This is a genomic window from Neptuniibacter sp. (genome assembly GCF_024231755.1).
In the GTDB taxonomy this organism is placed as follows: domain Bacteria; phylum Pseudomonadota; class Gammaproteobacteria; order Pseudomonadales; family Balneatricaceae; genus Neptuniibacter.
This window is the reverse complement of the sequence record NZ_JAAEQH010000051.1, coordinates 1-16,845: the sequence shown is the minus strand read 5'-3', so window position 1 is coordinate 16,845 and position 16,845 is coordinate 1. Positions and strand designations below refer to the sequence as shown.

14 protein-coding genes are annotated in these 16,845 nt (G+C 46.5%); 6 read left to right on the top strand and 8 right to left on the bottom strand.

Features of this window, described 5'->3' with window-relative positions; all coding sequences use genetic code 11:
• Positions 1 to 51: 51 nt before the first annotated feature.
• From GY843_RS02060 to GY843_RS02050, 3 genes are read left to right on the top strand one after another with little or no spacing between them, the layout of a single operon-like run.
• Positions 52 to 1,710, top strand: a complete 1,659-nt coding sequence (locus tag GY843_RS02060; RefSeq protein WP_297306059.1) for a nitrite/sulfite reductase — start codon at positions 52 to 54, stop codon at positions 1,708 to 1,710.
• Positions 1,694 to 2,167, top strand: coding sequence for a DUF934 domain-containing protein (locus GY843_RS02055; RefSeq protein ID WP_297306058.1), 474 nt, complete (start codon positions 1,694 to 1,696; stop codon positions 2,165 to 2,167). The genes GY843_RS02060 and GY843_RS02055 overlap by 17 nt, the downstream gene beginning before the upstream one ends.
• A 56-nt stretch (positions 2,168 to 2,223) precedes the next feature.
• Positions 2,224 to 2,946, top strand: a complete 723-nt coding sequence (locus tag GY843_RS02050) for a phosphoadenylyl-sulfate reductase (RefSeq protein ID WP_297306057.1) — start codon at positions 2,224 to 2,226, stop codon at positions 2,944 to 2,946.
• Positions 2,947 to 3,126: 180 nt separating this feature from the next.
• Here GY843_RS02050 and GY843_RS02045 read toward each other — a convergent pair whose 3' ends face one another.
• Positions 3,127 to 4,251 (bottom strand): enoyl-CoA hydratase/isomerase family protein, encoded by a 1,125-nt coding sequence (locus tag GY843_RS02045; RefSeq protein WP_297306056.1) that lies wholly within the window; start codon positions 4,249 to 4,251, stop codon positions 3,127 to 3,129.
• A gap of 138 nt (positions 4,252 to 4,389) precedes the next feature.
• On the opposite strand from GY843_RS02045, the gene cysG reads away from it, so the two are divergent.
• Positions 4,390 to 5,814, top strand: coding sequence for a siroheme synthase CysG (gene cysG / locus GY843_RS02040; protein WP_297306055.1), 1,425 nt, complete (start codon positions 4,390 to 4,392; stop codon positions 5,812 to 5,814).
• Positions 5,815 to 6,330: 516 nt separating this feature from the next.
• Complete coding sequence (locus tag GY843_RS02035; RefSeq protein WP_297306054.1) at positions 6,331 to 8,088, top strand: diguanylate cyclase; 1,758 nt, start codon at positions 6,331 to 6,333, stop codon at positions 8,086 to 8,088.
• Between the two features lie 6 nt (positions 8,089 to 8,094).
• Here the strand turns inward: GY843_RS02035 and GY843_RS02030 are convergent, their stop codons facing one another.
• From GY843_RS02030 to GY843_RS02015, 4 genes are all read right to left on the bottom strand, one after another.
• Positions 8,095 to 8,274: a PCP reductase family protein gene (locus tag GY843_RS02030; RefSeq protein WP_297306053.1), complete on the bottom strand. Its 180-nt coding sequence runs from the start codon at positions 8,272 to 8,274 to the stop codon at positions 8,095 to 8,097.
• Between the two features lie 71 nt (positions 8,275 to 8,345).
• Positions 8,346 to 9,344, bottom strand: a complete 999-nt coding sequence (locus GY843_RS02025; RefSeq protein WP_297306052.1) for a cysteine synthase A — start codon at positions 9,342 to 9,344, stop codon at positions 8,346 to 8,348.
• Between the two features lie 141 nt (positions 9,345 to 9,485).
• Positions 9,486 to 10,793 carry a DEAD/DEAH box helicase gene (locus tag GY843_RS02020; protein WP_297306051.1) on the bottom strand — a complete coding sequence of 436 codons (1,308 nt, stop codon included), beginning with the start codon at positions 10,791 to 10,793 and terminating at the stop codon, positions 9,486 to 9,488.
• A 43-nt stretch (positions 10,794 to 10,836) separates the two neighbouring features.
• Positions 10,837 to 12,276, bottom strand: a complete 1,440-nt coding sequence (locus GY843_RS02015; protein ID WP_297306050.1) for a PLP-dependent aminotransferase family protein — start codon at positions 12,274 to 12,276, stop codon at positions 10,837 to 10,839.
• Positions 12,277 to 12,366: 90 nt separating this feature from the next.
• Between GY843_RS02015 and GY843_RS02010 the strand changes: the two genes are divergently transcribed.
• A complete protein-coding gene (locus tag GY843_RS02010) occupies positions 12,367 to 12,963 on the top strand; it encodes a pyridoxamine 5'-phosphate oxidase family protein (protein ID WP_297306049.1) in 597 nt (198 codons plus the stop codon).
• A 402-nt stretch (positions 12,964 to 13,365) separates the two neighbouring features.
• On the opposite strand, the gene yfaE is transcribed toward GY843_RS02010, so the two are convergent.
• From yfaE to nrdA, 3 genes are all read right to left on the bottom strand, one after another.
• A complete protein-coding gene (yfaE, locus tag GY843_RS02005) occupies positions 13,366 to 13,632 on the bottom strand; it encodes a class I ribonucleotide reductase maintenance protein YfaE (protein ID WP_297306048.1) in 267 nt (88 codons plus the stop codon).
• Positions 13,633 to 13,643: 11 nt separating this feature from the next.
• Positions 13,644 to 14,774 (bottom strand): class Ia ribonucleoside-diphosphate reductase subunit beta, encoded by a 1,131-nt coding sequence (gene nrdB, locus GY843_RS02000; protein ID WP_297306047.1) that lies wholly within the window; start codon positions 14,772 to 14,774, stop codon positions 13,644 to 13,646.
• Positions 14,775 to 14,906: 132 nt separating this feature from the next.
• On the bottom strand, positions 14,907 to 16,845 hold a 1,939-nt coding region (nrdA, locus tag GY843_RS01995; protein WP_297306046.1), incomplete at its 5' end, for a class 1a ribonucleoside-diphosphate reductase subunit alpha.

The window sequence follows — 16,845 nt, the reverse complement described above, 5'->3', positions numbered from 1 at the left end:
CCGAACAGTGAGGTGTTGGGTTATCACTAACCCAACAAGGGAATATTAGTTATGTATCAGTATAACGAAGTCGATCAGAAACTGGTTGACGAACGCGTTGAGCAATATCGAGATCAGACTCGCCGATTCCTGGCGGGAGAGTTGTCGGATGATGATTTTCTGGCACTACGTCTGATGAACGGCCTTTATGTGCAGCGTCACGCACCAATGTTGCGTGTAGCAGGCCCATACGGCATGTATAACTCAACTCAGCTACGTAAACTGGCACACATCGCCCGCACTTACGACAAAGGTTATGCGCACTTTACAACTCGTACAAACCTGCAGTTTAACTGGCCTAAGCTGGAAGAAGTGCCTGATATTCTGGCAGAACTGGCTTCTGTACAGATGCACGCAATCCAGACCTCTGGTAACTGTATCCGTAATACCACTACGGATCAGTTCGCAGGTGTGATTGCTGACGAGATCGAAGATCCACGTCCATATTGTGAGATCATTCGTCAGTGGTCTTCTCTGCACCCTGAGTTCGCTTACCTGCCACGTAAGTTCAAAATTGCGATCTCTGCCGGTCCAACTGACCGTGCAGCGACACAGGTTCACGACATTGGTCTGCACATTGTTAAGAACGATGTCGGTGAAGTAGGTTTTGAAGTTCTGGTTGGCGGCGGTCTTGGCCGTACTCCGGTTATTGGTAAACAGATTCGTCCATTCCTGGCGAAAGAAGATCTGCTTTCTTACCTAGAAGCGATCATCCGTGTTTATAACCTGAATGGTCGTCGTGACAACAAATACAAAGCCCGTATCAAGATTCTGGTTCAGGCAATGGGTATCGATGCTTTCCGTGAGCTGGTTGATGCCGAGTGGGAACAGATTCGTGACACTGATCTAAAACTGCCACAGTCCGAGATCGAACGCGTACAAGCATTCTTTACTCCGTTCGACTACGACGCATCTGCCGCTGAAGACACGTCTTTAGAAGCCAAACTGGCTGAAGATGAAGAATTCCGCGTGTGGTACGAGCGCAATACAGTTGAACACAAAGTTGACGGTTACCGTATTACTTACGTTTCCCTGAAGCCGTATCTAAAACCTGCTGGCGACGTTACTGATGAGCAACTGGATCTGATTGCTGATCTGGCAGACAAATACAGCTTCGGTGAAGTACGTGCGACTCACAACCAGAACCTGGTTCTGGCTGATGTTAAGAACGCTGATCTGTACGCTGTATGGCAGGTACTGGCTGAAGCAAATCTGGCTCGCCCTAACATTGGTACACTGACAGACATGACTGTTTGCCCAGGCGGTGATTTCTGCGCTCTGGCGAACGCAAAGACTCTGGGCATCGCTGATCAGATCAACCAGAAGTTCGAAGACATGGACTTCGTTCACGATCTGGGCGATCTGAAATTCAACATGTCCGGCTGCATCAACGCCTGCTCCCACCACCACGTAGGCCACATCGGTGTCCTGGGTGTAGATAAAAAAGGTGAAGACTGGTACCAGATCACACTGGGTGGTGACGATGGTTCAGAAGCTGCACTTGGTAAAGTTATTGGTAAAGCAGTAGCTGCTGATGAAGTAGCAAATACCTTAGAAAAAGTTATCGAAGTTTACGTAAAAGAGCGTATTGAAGGTGAGCGTTTCATCGACACCTTCCGCCGTATTGGTATGGCCCCATTTAAGGAGTACGTATATGCCCCTGCTAATTAATCGTGAAGTTGTCGCTGACAACTGGACACTGATCAACGAAGAAACTCTCGATCAGGCTGGCGATATTATCGTACCGCTGGCGCTGTATCTGGAAAACAAAGAAACATTAGAAAACCGTGATGGCCAGCTTGCTATCCAGATCAACGGTGATGATGATCTGGACGTTGCTCTGGAAAATCTGGATAAGTTTCCGCTAATCGCAGTAGACTTCCCCGTTTTCCGCGATGGCCGTGGTTTTAGTATTGCTCGTCATTTAGTACGCGCAGGCTACAAAGGTGAGATCCGTGCTACAGGTGATGTAGGTCGTGACCGAATAGCCTATATGGAACGTTGCGGTTTCACTGCCATCCAGATCTCTGATGAGATCTATAAAGATGAGATGCTGGGCGCGTTTACAGAAGTGAGCAACTACTATCAGAGCGCAGCTGACAGCAACCGTGCGGTTTACAATCAGTAAATCAAAGCACCAGTAATCGATATAAATTCTTTAATAGTGACGGTGAGGTCCTATTTATGAGTGAGCAAATTACTGCTGAGCTGCAGGCAAAAGTTGAAGCCGTTGCAGCTCTGTTAAACAAAGGTCTTGAAGATCACGAAGGTTCGTTGGTTTTCGCAAACAGCCTGGGTGCTGAAGATGTGGTTATTGCTGACCTGATCAGCAAGTTCTGCCCTAAGATCAGCAACTTTGTTCTCGATACAGGCCGCCTGCCTGAAGAGACCCTGAAACTACTGGCTGACGTACAGAAACACTACCCGAATGTAACCTTCGATGTTTACTACCCAGAAGGTGCAGACGTTGAAGCTTATGTTGCCGAGAATGGCGTGAATGCTTTCTATGAGTCTCAGGAATTGCGTAAGGGTTGCTGCTTTGTTCGTAAGATCAAACCACTGAAGCGCGCTCTATCCGGTAACAAAGCCTGGATTACAGGCCTGCGCCGTGAACAGTCTGTTACCCGTGATGAGATTCAGTTCGAAGAGTGGGACGAAGGCAACAACATGCACAAACTGAACCCTCTGGCTGACTGGTCTGAGAAAGAGGTTTGGGCATACATCAAAGCGAATGATGTGCCGTACAACGAACTGCATGACAAGCACTACCCGAGTATCGGATGTGCGCCATGTACTCGCGCTATTTCTATGGGTGAAGATGTTCGCTCAGGCCGCTGGTGGTGGGAGAACCCAGAAAACCGGGAATGCGGTTTACACCCGGCAACACCTCTTAATTTCAAGAAGTAGGATGGAAAGAGCTAGTAAATAGCTCTTTTTATACAAGCTCTGGGGAAACCGGAAGTTTCCCCGAACAGGAGACCATCTGCACCTGCCCTATCAAGGCACTGTCACACCGACCACTTACCCCTTCATCCGGCAAGATTTTGTGGTAACGGTTTTAGACATGCTGGCAGGCTGCAGATCTTTTTAAGCCTTATCAACCTTGTCCAATCTCTCCTGCAGGGGATTTATCTGCCAAGGCGCATCAAAGAAGCTATTTACATAACCCTGATCGACATCCTCTAGAGAACTGAACATCCAATTCGGTTGTTTATCTTTATCAATCAACAGCGCTCTGATTCCCTCTTTCAGTTCAGGCTCCTGACAACAACGAGTTGTTAAAATCATCTCAGCTAAAAATGCTTCTCTCAGTGACATATGGCGGCAACGGATCAGTTGTTCATAAATCACATGTGCTGCCAGCGAACTACCATGGCTTAAGGTATTTTGTGCACGCTGCCACCATTGATCGTCGATCTGCTTTTCAAGAATCGCTGTTTCAATATCCGTCGCATTTGAAAAGTCCGTCACTTCGAGAATGGCATCATAATGCTGCTTAACATTTGAAGGAGACATAGATCCCGGAGCAGAACCCTGCTCCAAAGCTTTCAAAACATCACTGACAACATCATGAGCTTCACGACCCCGACCCCAGTCAGCACTCTGTAGTGCGTTGATCATCTCATCACGCTTATCAGATTGGAGATAACGATCAGCCAATCCAAGAAACAGCGCATCTGCTGCATTCATATGACTTGCGGTCAGGCCCAAAAAAATACCAACACCCTGATGCATCCGATTGAAGAACCAACTAGCCGCCACATCAGGATAGAGAGCAATCGTGACTTCCGGCATCGCCATACGGGTTGTCTCAGTCACTACACGATGGCTGCAGCCATTCATCATGCCCATACCACCACCCATCACAATGCCACTCCCCCAACAGATGATCGGCTTTGGATAGTTATGGATACAGTAGTCCATCGAGTATTCAGCGATAAACCAGTCTTCGACAAACCGTTGATCGAGGTCATCCTTGATTGCGTGGTAAAGCTTAACTACATCACCACCAGCACAAAAGGCTTTCTCACCCGCACTATCCAGAATTACAGCGACAACAGAATCATCGTGACGGACTTCATCAAGTTTGGGATGGATAAGTTCAATCATCTCTTTGCTCAACGCGTTTAAGGCACGCTCAGCATTGAGTTTAATCTCTACAATTTTTTTACCGCCCTGCACAGGGAGTTCATTAAACAGGACACTGCTCATTGAAGTTCCTTAACATCTTATTTAGATGCTGCTGAATATACACCATAAGCGCCTAAGAAACGCATTAAACAAAATGCCAGTCTTCACTTTCTGCTGTAAACTTAGGATTACAAATCAGTTCCGCGAGAGAGAAATTCTGTGGATTACTTACCCCTCTTTTTTAAGCTCACCAAACAAGATGTTCTTCTGGTGGGTGGTGGCAACGTAGCATTACGTAAAGCACGTCTGTTGTGCCGTGCCGGCGCAACGGTGACCGTTATAGCCCATAAAGTATGCGATGAACTTCAGGACCTACTGGATGAGAATGGAGGTGCTGCAGTTATTGGTGAATACCACGCAGCCCTACTCGACGATAAGATGCTGGTAATCGCAGCGACGGACGATAATGAGCTAAATCAGAGAATTCACTATGATGCGGTAGAAAGAAACCTACCTATCAATGTAGTCGATAGCCCTGACCTGTGTACCTTTGTGTTCCCGGCTATTGTTGACCGCTCCCCTGTAGTGATTGGTGTTTCCTCCGGAGGCAGTGCCCCTGTTCTAGCACGGCTGCTGCGCGCACGTTTGGAAACCTGGATTCCCAAGTCCTATGGCAAACTTGCCAGTCTGGCTAACAGCTTCAGAAATCAGGTGAAACAAAAATTCAGCACAGTAGACCAACGCCGAATCTTTTGGGAAAACGTGCTGCAGGGGCAGATTGCAGAAAAAGTATTTGCCGGACGTACAGATGAAGCCACAGAGCTACTTCAGGACAAGATAAGCGCGGAAGATCCTGAGCACCAAACCGGAGAAGTGTATCTAATCGGTGGTGGTCCTGGCGATCCAGAACTGCTCACATTTAAAGCCCTGCGCCTTATGCAGCAAGCAGATGTCGTCCTCTACGATGCACTGGTATCTCCTGCGGTATTAGATCTGTGCCGCCGTGATGCGGACCTGATCTTTGTTGGCAAGAAACGGGATAACCATGCAGTTCCTCAAGAAGGTATTAACGAACTGCTGGTTAAGCACGCTAAAACAGGTAAGCGCGTTGTTCGCCTTAAAGGCGGTGACCCGTTTATCTTTGGCCGTGGTGGTGAAGAACTGGAAACCCTGAAAGCAAACGATATCCCTTTTCAGGTTGTTCCAGGTATTACAGCGGCCAGCGCATGCTCTACCTACGCCGGCATCCCGCTTACCCACAGGAACTATGCTCAGTCGGTTAAGTTTGTAACGGGTCAACTCAAAAACCGAACCACAGATCTTAACTTTGATGAACTGGTTCACCCTAACCAGACTGTTGTGTTCTACATGGGCCTGCATACTCTGCCACAATTGAGCCAGAAGCTGATTGAACATGGCAAACCAGCTGACACTCCTGCGGCTATCGTTTCGAGAGGAACTTCAGCAGATCAGAAAGTACTGACAGGCACACTTGAGTCCCTACCCGCACTTCAGGAAAAGGCTCAGTTACCTGCCCCAGCTTTGATCATTGTGGGTGAAGTTGTAGAGCTACATGAAAATCTGTGCTGGTTTGGAGAAGAGGTTCTGGCTCAAAACCTGACACCGGTTAAAGCAGAGCCTTAAACACTCGTTTATTGTGCTCTGACTCATAGAACTTTTCCCCATTAAAAAGCCTGCTCTTATGCAGGCTTTTTTAATTTAGAGCACCCTAAATTTAATGCAGCCCAGCTATGGCGGGCCTTGAAAGACTTACCCCCACATCCTGTGGATAAGTTAGTGGATATATTTTGGGTAGATCGCTCAAAGCCGCATGGCTACTGAATGAAGCTTAAATTGACGATTTTGCAAACAAAAAAATTAAGCCATATATTTCAATAAGTTAGATAAAATAAATTTATTTCCTACTTTTTTAAAGGTTTATATTGACATCAATTTTTCAGCTTAACATTCCTGTTAGCATCTTTATTTGTTCCTCTAGATTTTTAGTACATCAAATGTCAGGACTTACTAACTTCCTAAGAATGATTGCACCGTAAAATAACAATAGACCCAGATAGAATAAGACCAATGAATGTGACTCAATTTCAGGGTTTTCCTGTATAGTCACCCGGAAAATAAAACTTCTGTTTGAATCTCCCTGTGAAACGACTTCTTAGCTTACTCATCACTATCGCTGTTCTCGGTGTCGGTATCATCCTGAGTACAGTTTTGTATTTGATGGCGAAGAGTGAATTTGAACAACAATTAGAAAACCAGGCGAACAACGTACACCACCAGGTTCAGCAGCGCTTTCGAATTTTTGATGAACTTCTGGCAAACGATGAGAAAGAGATACAGGAGCACGCACGTCGCACACTATTACGCTTATCGGATATAGTGCTCAATAAAGACTTTAATTCCAAAGACTGGACCTCAAGTCGACTACAACAACTATCAAAAGCACATCATGTTGATGCTATCTATATTGTCGATCCAAGCACCACTGTTGTCGCTACCAACTTTACGCCGGATCTGAATTTCAAACTCGGCACCATCTCAGATACCTTCAACAACTATCTGAAAGGACTCTACGGCAGTGGTCGTCTGGAAGTTGATCGTATCAATGTATCCTCGAAAACCGGGCTCATCAAAATCTACGCCTATTACGCGCCAGTTGGCTCCGATTACATTCTGGAAGTTTCCTATGATGTAAAAAACTATCTAAGCCGAAACCGTTCATCCCGATATGTGGACTTTATGTTTGGTGATTTCTTTACTGAGATGACCAAAACCAACCCTTTGTTAGAGAAGGTAGATATCTATCTGGTCAATAACTATGCAGCATTCCCATTCCTGAATTCAACAAAAGCTATTGATAATAAGGATCTGCCAGAGATCCCTGAGCGGGGGGTGAAAACCATAGAGCAAAGCAAGAATATCATTCACCACTATAGTCGGGCTGACTTCAATCGCTCCAATCTACATAGTGCCGAATATCTTGCAATCCGTTCGACCTTTAATCTGGCTCCGATGAACTATTTGATGCACAAGTTTCTCGGGATTAGTTTGATCGTCGTTGTATTAGTACTAGGCCTAGCATTCTTCCTAGTTGCCTTCCTGTTCGACCGTTGGATCTTGCGCCGTATATTCCGCATTATCACAGCCTTGGAAAGAAGTGCAGATGGTGACTACAGAGATCAGCTACAAAGTGATCGCATGGATGAACTGGGCCTTATCTCCCAGCACATCAATAGTATGAACTCACGGATTTCAGCACGTGATGAACAACTTCAGGAAGCCCGCTTAAATCTGGAACAGCGTGTTGAAGCACGAACATTAGACCTCCAACAAGAGGTGGAAGCACGTAAGAAAGCAGAAGAACAGCTGATCCTTCTTGCAGAAACAGACCCTCTTACCGGGGTACTCAACCGCCGCGCTTTTGCAGAACGAGCCGAAACAGAACTTGAGAGAGCACAACGCTATAAGCGCCCACTTGCTGTCATTATTCTTGATCTAGACCTTTTTAAACAAATCAACGACCGTTTTGGACACCTGTGTGGAGATAGGGTGTTAGTGGAATTTGCTAACCTGATTAAGCCTTGCCTGCGCGCGATCGACAGCTTAAGCCGTCACGGTGGCGAAGAGTTCCTGATTCTCCTACCTGAAACTGATGAGTTGGAAGCATCCCAACTAGCAGAGCGACTGCGTAAAAGAATTTCGGAGTGCGAGATGTATTCCGATAAGGGAAGCTTCAAAGTGACAGCTAGCTTTGGTGTAGCAACTTGGCAAGGTGATGAAGAGGATATTCAAGCAACCATACACCGTGCAGATCAGGCTCTGTACAGGGCTAAACATAGCGGTCGCAACCGGGTTGTTACCTATTGCCCGAAAAGCTGTTCTTTGACGTTGGAAGAATAGGAAAAACTAAGCCTGACTATCCATCTGCTTCTGTTTAACCTGATCCAGAAGTTCTTCTGTAATCCGACTTAAACCCTGCTGTTTAGCTGCTTTCTCAACCTTATGACGAATCAGTTTACGCACAAAAAAAGGAGCTGCATCTACACGCTGTTTGGCTGCATCATCCCACTCTAGTTTTTCCGCCATTATATTTACCCTGCTGGTTAAAAAGAGAGCGATTATACGCGTTGCGACAATAAACTTCATCTGCTTGCAGATTAGAGCCATCCAGGAACCGGAAGCTTTTTTTCCTTAAGAAATTCGGGATTAAATAGCTTACTTTGATAACGCCCAGCAATATCACAGAGAACAGTTACAATCGTATGCCCTGTGCCTAGTTCTCGGGCGACACGGACAGCCCCAGCAATATTAATTCCGCTGGACCCACCAACAGCTATCCCCTCATTTTTAAGTAGAGCAAAGATATAGGGCAGTGCCTCTTCGTCAGGTATCTGAAAAGCCCCATCCGGTTTAAAATCTTCCAGATTTGCCGTGATCCTGCTTTGACCTATACCCTCCATAACAGAACCACCCTCACTCTCGAGCCGCCCTCTCAGATAGTAGTGATACAATGAAGCGCCCATCGGATCACTCAGAAAGATCTTCACCTCCGGCTTGTGTTTTCTCAATGCCTGCGCCACTCCGGCTAGGGTTCCTCCGGTCCCAACCGCACAACAAAAAGCATCAACCTTACCTTCAGTTTGCCGCCAGATTTCCTCGCCTGTTGTTTCCATATGAATCTGACGGTTGGCTTGATTGTTAAACTGGTTAGCCCAAATAGTGTTACCTTCCTTCCCGGCATACTCCTCAGCTAGCCTCTTTGAAACTTTGGTGTAGTGATTATCATCTTTCAAAGGAACGGCAGGAACCAATTTCAATTCAGCACCTAAAAGACGCAGAATATCCTTCTTCTCCTGACTCTGGGTTTCCGGCATCACGATGGTTGTTTTCAAACCCAACGCATTTGCAACCAGCGAAAGACCTATTCCAGTGTTCCCTGCTGTGCCTTCTACGATACGCCCTCCTGGCTTTAACTCTTTACGGTTCAGCGCATCACGCACAATGCCCCAGGCAGTGCGATCCTTCACTGAACCACCTGGATTCATGAATTCAGCCTTTGCGTAAATTTCACAGCCAGTAAGTTCAGAAGCTTCCTGCAGGCGAATAAGTGGAGTATTACCGATCAGATTGATCAGTCCGTAGGCGAGTTGAGACATAACAACCTCCTGCCCTGATAGGCTTTTATTGAGGCTGCTTTGATCCACTAATGAGAGTTCATTTTTGAGGGTCAGAGCAAAAGTACTCTTCATCGAGTACCTTTCTCAGTATAGCTTTACTGTAGGAAAACTATTTTTAAGCTAGTTATCCCCACCAAACTTATTGCCAAATGGCGAGGGGCGGACAGACTTTATGCTATCGTCCTTCTGATAGGATTCTACTGTCTGGCGTTTAGCAACTTTTCCTTTTGACTTAACTTTGCGCTTTTTACTTTTAGTCGCAACAAATTCCGATTCAATCAACTGGCCGTCTTCGACCCGAGGAACCGGGCGCAGCTTAATCTTCTGTTTGATTAACTTTTCGATCCGGTTTAGGAACTCTTTTTCAACGGGCGCCACCAGTGAGACGGCCTGGCCCATTTCCCCAGCACGTCCCGTACGACCTATCCGGTGCACATAATCCTCTGGCACATTCGGCACGTCATAGTTTACAACCATGGGCAAAGCATCAATATCCAAGCCTCGGGCAGCTACATCTGTAGCTACGAGTATCTGGAGATCACCGCGCATAAATTCATCTAACATTCTGATACGTTCGCGCTGACTCTTATCGCCATGGATAGCTCCAGCATCAATTTTTTCCCGCTGTAGGTATTGAACCAACTCATCAACACGTTTTTTGGTGCGAACAAACACTAATGCTTGCCCCCATTGACCCTCACTGATCAGATAGCTGAGCACATCTGCCTTATCACTATTATCCACTGCATAAGCAAACTGTTTTACCTGATGAGAAGTAGAGTTACGTGTTGCAACCCTGACCTTCTTAGGATCGTTGAGATAAAACTCTGCAAGTACCTCTGTACTTTCATCGGCTGTAGCAGAAAAAAGCAGGGTCTGACGTGGTTCTGCCGCATAATCCATGATCTGTTTAATCGGTTCGATAAAGCCCAGATCCAGCATGCGGTCTGCTTCATCGAGAACCATAAATTCCAGGCTTTCCAGATCAATGGCCTTCTGCTGTAGAAGATCAAGAAGGCGACCTGGTGTCGCCACTAGAATATCAGTGCCTCGCTTAAGCTTGCGCACCTGATTTTCAACCCGCACACCTCCGTAAACTGAGGTAACACGCATACTTAACGCACGACCATACTCCAGCGTGTTATCGGCAACCTGAATAGCCAGTTCGCGGGTCGGCACAAGCACTAAAGCCCTGATAGAACGATATTTAGGATCAGGTGCTTTTTTACTTAGTTTTTCAATAATAGGCAGGGCAAAGCTGGCTGTTTTACCGGTTCCCGTCTGGGCTTCCGCAAGCAGATCATGACCTTCCATGACCAGAGGGATCGCTTTCTCCTGAATGGGTGTCGGTTTCTTATAACCGAGCTCTTGCAGGGTAAACTGAAGTTCAGGGCATAAAGGCAGATCAGAGAAGTTCTTAGAGGTCATTTAAACAGCCAGGTTAGAAAAAGCATTTAGGATGTATTTTAACTCACTGCAGATTTTCACGCAGTGTTTTATAGTGATGTGAAATTATGGAGATCCCCTGCTCTATTGCCTCACCAGACTCAGCACAAAAACCGATCACCAATCCATTTAGGTTCCCCGGGCCAAGATCATAGGTGGATAAAGCTCTCACCCCCATATTTTCGGCGCTAAGACGCGTGACCAGTTGCTTCTCATCAATAGACTCTGGCAAGCCCAGCACCAGATGCATCCCCCCCTCGGCTCCCAACAGTGGTAAACCAGACAGCTCACTCTTGGCTATCACCTTTAACATTAGGTCTCTTCGCTGCTGATACAGTTCACGCATCTTTTTCAAGTGGCGATAGAAATAGCTCTGCTGCATAAATTCAGCCATAGCGATCTGAGCCACATGGGATAAACCTCCATCCATATAGCGTCGCGCCTGAGTAAAAAGAGCGGTCAACGTGATTGGCAGCACGATATACCCCAAGCGCAAAGCGGGAAACATCGAGCGACTAAATGTGCCTGTGTAGATCACCCGAGCACTTTCGCAGACTGAAAAAAGAGAGGATACCGGACGACCCGAAGCGAATTCCGAGTCATAGTCATCTTCCAGAATCCAACTATTATTCTCCTCAGCCCAACGAATCACTTCTAATCGTTTTTCCAGAGATAAGGTATGCCCTAGCGGAAAATTTCGAGAAGGGGTAAGACTAATCAACTTTGCCGAAGGTAGTTGCTGATCTGCCTCAAAATCGATCGTATCGACCTTACAGCCGACCGTCTTGAATACCCCTGCAGTTCCGGGAAAACCCGGTGTCTCTACAAGTACAGTATCTCCTGAATTTGTCAGTAACTGTGCCACCATAAATGCCCCCTGTTGAGAGCCCGAGGTGATCAGGATCTGTTCTTCAGACACATCAATCGCCCTCTCTTTCAACAAGTAGCGGCTAATCTGTTGTCTTAACCTTATATCCCCTGCCGGAGCAACAGCAGCTAACTCCCCTCTGCTAGCAGCCTTGCCTAAGCAGCTTTTCCAACGGTTAAGCGGAAACTGATCTAAAGCTGGAATTGCCGGCTGTAAAGCACGACGCTGTCCAGGGTTTAGAGGGGAGAGGCCTCGAAACTGTTCTGCAAACCGGGAAACGTTGATCTCTACCGAACGCTTTTGTGCATCTTGCTCAGGCTTTCTCAGCAACTGTGCAGGCAGCTCAACAACAAAACTACCAGCCCCAACGCGACTTTCCACATAGCCTTCCGCAATCAACATCTCATACGCAGTTTTCACCGTATTACGAGCAATACCCAGATTCCTGGCCAACTCTCTTGTCGCAGGTAATCGAGTCCCTCCTTTAAGGTCACCTCTTATAATCGCCTGCTGTAGTTGCCTGAACAGCTGCTTGTAGTCAGCGTCTGAGGAGAGTCCTTTATCCAGTGCTAACAAATTAAGTAGGAAAGCAGTCACAAATTGGGCCTATCATTAAATCTATATTTGGATCTTTATTAGACCCTATCATAGTTTAAGCTGCGTAAAAAAATTAACGGAGGAACAGTCATGAGCGACTTCCCTGTCACAGAAAAAACGCAGATAAAAAGAGGCCCCAAACGGGCCTGTTACGACAAAGAGATCATCTACCCAATTTTGGATGAAGCACTGGTTTGCCATGTAGCAACCGAGTGGCAGGGGCAGAGCATGATTCAACCCACTATTCATTGGCGTGATGGTGATTACCTCTATATCCACGGTTCCAGTAAGAACGGGCTATTTCAGGCCCTGCTTCAAGGTCAGGAAGCGGCCATCTGTATCACATTACTAGACGGATTGGTCTTTGCCAGATCGGCGTTTCATCACTCTGTGAATTACCGCAGCGTAATCGTTTACGCAAAAGCGGAATTAATTGAAGAAGAACAGGAGAAACGTAAACAACTGGATCTAATGCTAGAAAAGGTTAAAGAAGGCCGTTCTAAAGAGGCTCGCCCTGCAAATGATAACGAACTGAAAGCGACTTCAGTACTGGCTTTTAAACTTGAGGAAGTTTCGGCGAAGATCAGAACAGGAGGTCCAGTTGATGACCCGGAAGATATGGCGCTGGATGTCTGGGCTGGAGTTCAGCCTATTCAACTACAAAAAGGGCCTCTGAATCTGGACTAGTCCTATAGGAATTCTGGGCAAAACTATATAAGAAAAGTGATATTTCACTTGTGGGTAAGGTACAACGACAGAAAAAACACCTTACCCACACCTTCTGTGGATAACTCAGTGAATAGTTTTTGGGTAGATCGCTGTAATGCACAGAATACGTTAAATTCAGCGAATCGTCTGTTTTTTATACCACTTAAAATAATGCTTATTTTTCATGCAGTTAAAGACAGAAACAAGATAAGAACAATCTCTAAAAAAATAAAAAGCAAGTATTGACAGTCAACTTTTATACCTGTGCAAAAAAGTCACGCCAAAAACGGTGAAGGCTTCAGCCAGCACCGTTCAGCAACACTCTAAATTTAAATAACCCATAAAGACATGAGAACTATGGCTATACTTCCAAAGCCAAAATCAGTCTTCCGGTAACTCCAGCTCTATATGGGTTTTCGGGACACAGCAACAGGTAAGAATTTCATCGTCCTGCATGTCCAACAGGCTGTCCTGTACATACTCCACCTCACCATCAATGAGGCGAACTTTACAACAGCCACAATAACCGCCACGGCAGTTATATGGTGCTGGAATCTCCTGCGCTTCAAGAGAGTCCAGCAATGTAGGCTCATACTGATAGTAGTAAGTATGATGGTGATTAACTTTGATTCTGGATGGGCCAGACATAGTTGCGTCCCTTACAGATCAAAGCCGTCGAAATCACCCTCTTCTACTTCGTTGTCGATCTGACCAACGAGGTATGAGCTGATCTCCGCTTCCTGCGGTGCTACCTGTACGTTATCACTCACTAACCATGCATTCATCCATGGCAGCGGGTTCTGACGTGCTGGGAAAATTTCTTCCAGATTCAGAGCCTTCATCCGTACGTTAGTGATGTACTCAACGTAGTCAGACAGAATCTGAGCGTTCAAACCAATCATGGAACCTTCACGGAATAGGTACTGAGCCCAGTCCTTCTCCTGCTGAGCAGCTTCTTTGAAGATGTTATACACATCCTGCTCACACTCTTTAGCGATCTCTTTGAACTCAGGATCATCAGCGCCGGAAGCCATAATATTCAGCATATGCTGTGTACCGGTGAGGTGCAGCGCCTCATCACGGGCGATCAGCTTAATGATCTTGGCATTACCTTCCATGATGGCACGCTCTGCAAAAGCAAAAGAGCAGGCAAAGCTGACGTAGAAACGGATCGCTTCCAGTACGTTGATAGATACCAACGTCAGGTACAGCTTCTTCTTCAGGTTACGCATCGAGGTGTCGTATACCTTGCCATCTAACGTATGCAGGCCTTCACCATGAATACTGTATACACTCGACAAGTTGATAAACTCATCGTAAAGACGTGTTACTGAATCCGCACGACGGATAATCTCAGGGTTTGTAACAATCTGATCAAAGACTTCAGAAGGTTCTGTAATGATGTTACGGATGATGTGCGTATAGGAACGACTGTGAATTGTTTCACTAAACGCCCAGGTCTCAAACCACGTTTCCAGCTCTGGTAGCGAAACTACTGGCAGGAAAGCAATGTTAGGAGAACGACCCTGTACAGAGTCCAGCAACGTCTGATACTTCAGATTACTCAGGAAGATATGCTTCTCATGCTCAGGCATGCTCATGAAGTCTTTACGGTCGGTGGATAGATCCACCTCTTCCGGACGCCAGAAGAAAGAGAGCTGCTTCTCGATCAGCTTCTCAAAAATTGGGTATTTCTGTTTGTCGTAACGGGCAACGTTAACGCTGCGGCCGAAGAACATTGGTTCTTTAGTTGCGTCGTGAGTACTGTGACTGAACGTAGTGTACGCCATCGGGGTATTCGATCCTGAAACCTGATAGGAATTTATTTTTATAAAGCCCACCAATATTGAAGGTGGGCATTCTACTCTTATGTTTTATTGCTCTGAATTGCCCTGTTGCAGATCAGAGCGGCGGCAAACCAATTACAGTTTGCACGCACCACCTTCACACCCATCATCAGCCTGGTCAGAAGCACCATCGCGGGTGTTGTGGTAATACAGCGTCTTAACACCGTACTTGTATGCAGTCAGTAGATCCTGAAGCAGTTGCTTCATTGGCACTTTGTCGTTCGGGAACAACGAAGGATCGTAATTTGTGTTTGCAGAAATTGACTGGTCAACAAACTTCTGCATGATACCTACCAACTGCAGGTAGCCTGTGTTGTTCGGGATATCCCACAGCAGCTCATACTGATCACGCAGTTCAGTGTAGCCTGGAACCACCTGCTTCATGATGCCATCTTTACTTGCCTTAACAGATACGTAACCACGTGGCGGCTCAATACCGTTAGTAGAGTTGGTAATCTGCGAAGAAGTCTCACAAGGCATCAGAGCCGTCAGTGTGCTGTTACGCAGACCGAACTCTTTAATATCTTCACGCAGCGTTTCCCAGAAGTGATGTAGAGGCTCTTCACAGAACTCATCTACTTCTCGCTTGTAGGTGTCGATTGGCAGCAGGCCTTTCGAGTAAACAGTCTCATCAAATTTCGGACATTTACCGCGCTCTTTAGCCAGGTCGTTGGAAGCTTTCAGCAGGTTGTACTGGATCGCTTCAAATGTTTTGTGTACCAGACCGTTTGCGGAACCATCGGAGTACTTAACGCCGTTCTTGGCAAGATAGTAAGCGAAGTTGGTCACACCGACACCCAGTGGACGACGGTTCATCGTAGAAGTCTGCGCTGCAGGAATTGGGTAATCCTGATAGTCGAGCAGATTATCCAATGCGCGAACAATCAGATCAGCTAGATTTTCAAGCTCATCCAGATTTTCCAGCGCGCCCAGGTTGAAGGCAGACAGCGTACAAAGCGCAATTTCACCTTCTGGATCATTCACATGCTGTAATGGTTTAGTTGGCAGTGCGATTTCCAAACAAAGGTTGGACTGTTTAACAGGCGCAACACTTGGATCAAACGGGCTGTGCGTGTTGCAGTGGTCAACGTTCTGAATATAGATACGGCCAGTCTGAGCACGCTCAGCAGCCATGATGCCGAACAGTTCAACTGCTTTAATGCTCTGCTTACGGATACTTGGATCATTCTCATATTGAACGTACAGACGCTCAAACTCATCCTGATCAGCGAAGAATGCTTCGTATAGTCCAGGCACTTCGTGTGGACTGAACAGAGTAATATCACCACCTTTGATCAGACGGGTGTACATCAGCTTGTTGATCTGTACACCGTAATCCAAGTGACGAACACGATTCTCTTCCACACCACGGTTATTCTTCAATACCAGCAGGGATTCAACTTCCAAGTGCCAAATCGGATAGAACAGTGTTGCTGCCCCACCACGCACACCGCCCTGAGAACAGGATTTAACCGCCGTCTGGAAATGCTTATAGAACGGGATACAGCCTGTGTGGTACGCCTCACCATTACGGATCGGGCTACCCAGAGCACGGATACGACCAGCATTGATACCGATACCCGCACGTTGAGAAACATATTTAACAATCGACGCAGATGTAGCGTTGATGGAATCCAGACTGTCACCTGTTTCAATCAGTACACAAGAGCTGAACTGACGTGTAGGTGTACGCACACCCGCCATAATTGGAGTTGGCAGGGACAGTTTAAACAAGGAAGTCGCATCGTAGAAACGCTTCACATAGTCCAGACGTGTCTCTTTCGGGTAATCCGCAAACAGACATGCCGCCACCAGCATATAAAGGATCTGAGGGCTTTCGTAAACTTCACCGGTCACTCGGTTCTGAACCAGGTACTTACCTTCTAACTGCTTAACCGCAGAGTAAGAGAAGTTCATATCACGCTGATGATCAAGATAACCATTCAGGGTATCCCATTCAGCTTCGGTGTAATCTTCGATCAGATGCTTATCGTAACGTCCCGCTTCAACCTGT

Excerpts from the sequence above, each read along its gene's own strand:
- GY843_RS02060 (WP_297306059.1), top strand. The coding sequence starts at position 52 with ATGTATCAGTATAACGAAGTCGATCAGAAACTGGTTGACGAACGCGTT.
- GY843_RS02055 (WP_297306058.1), top strand. The coding sequence starts at position 1,694 with ATGCCCCTGCTAATTAATCGTGAAGTTGTCGCTGACAACTGGACACTG.
- GY843_RS02050 (WP_297306057.1), top strand. The coding sequence starts at position 2,224 with ATGAGTGAGCAAATTACTGCTGAGCTGCAGGCAAAAGTTGAAGCCGTT.
- GY843_RS02045 (WP_297306056.1), bottom strand. The coding sequence starts at position 4,251 with ATGAGCAGTGTCCTGTTTAATGAACTCCCTGTGCAGGGCGGTAAAAAA.
- GY843_RS02030 (WP_297306053.1), bottom strand. The coding sequence starts at position 8,274 with ATGGCGGAAAAACTAGAGTGGGATGATGCAGCCAAACAGCGTGTAGAT.
- GY843_RS02025 (WP_297306052.1), bottom strand. The coding sequence starts at position 9,344 with ATGTCTCAACTCGCCTACGGACTGATCAATCTGATCGGTAATACTCCA.
- GY843_RS02020 (WP_297306051.1), bottom strand. The coding sequence starts at position 10,793 with ATGACCTCTAAGAACTTCTCTGATCTGCCTTTATGCCCTGAACTTCAG.
- GY843_RS02010 (WP_297306049.1), top strand. The coding sequence starts at position 12,367 with ATGAGCGACTTCCCTGTCACAGAAAAAACGCAGATAAAAAGAGGCCCC.
- yfaE (WP_297306048.1), bottom strand. The coding sequence starts at position 13,632 with ATGTCTGGCCCATCCAGAATCAAAGTTAATCACCATCATACTTACTAC.
- nrdB (WP_297306047.1), bottom strand. The coding sequence starts at position 14,774 with ATGGCGTACACTACGTTCAGTCACAGTACTCACGACGCAACTAAAGAA.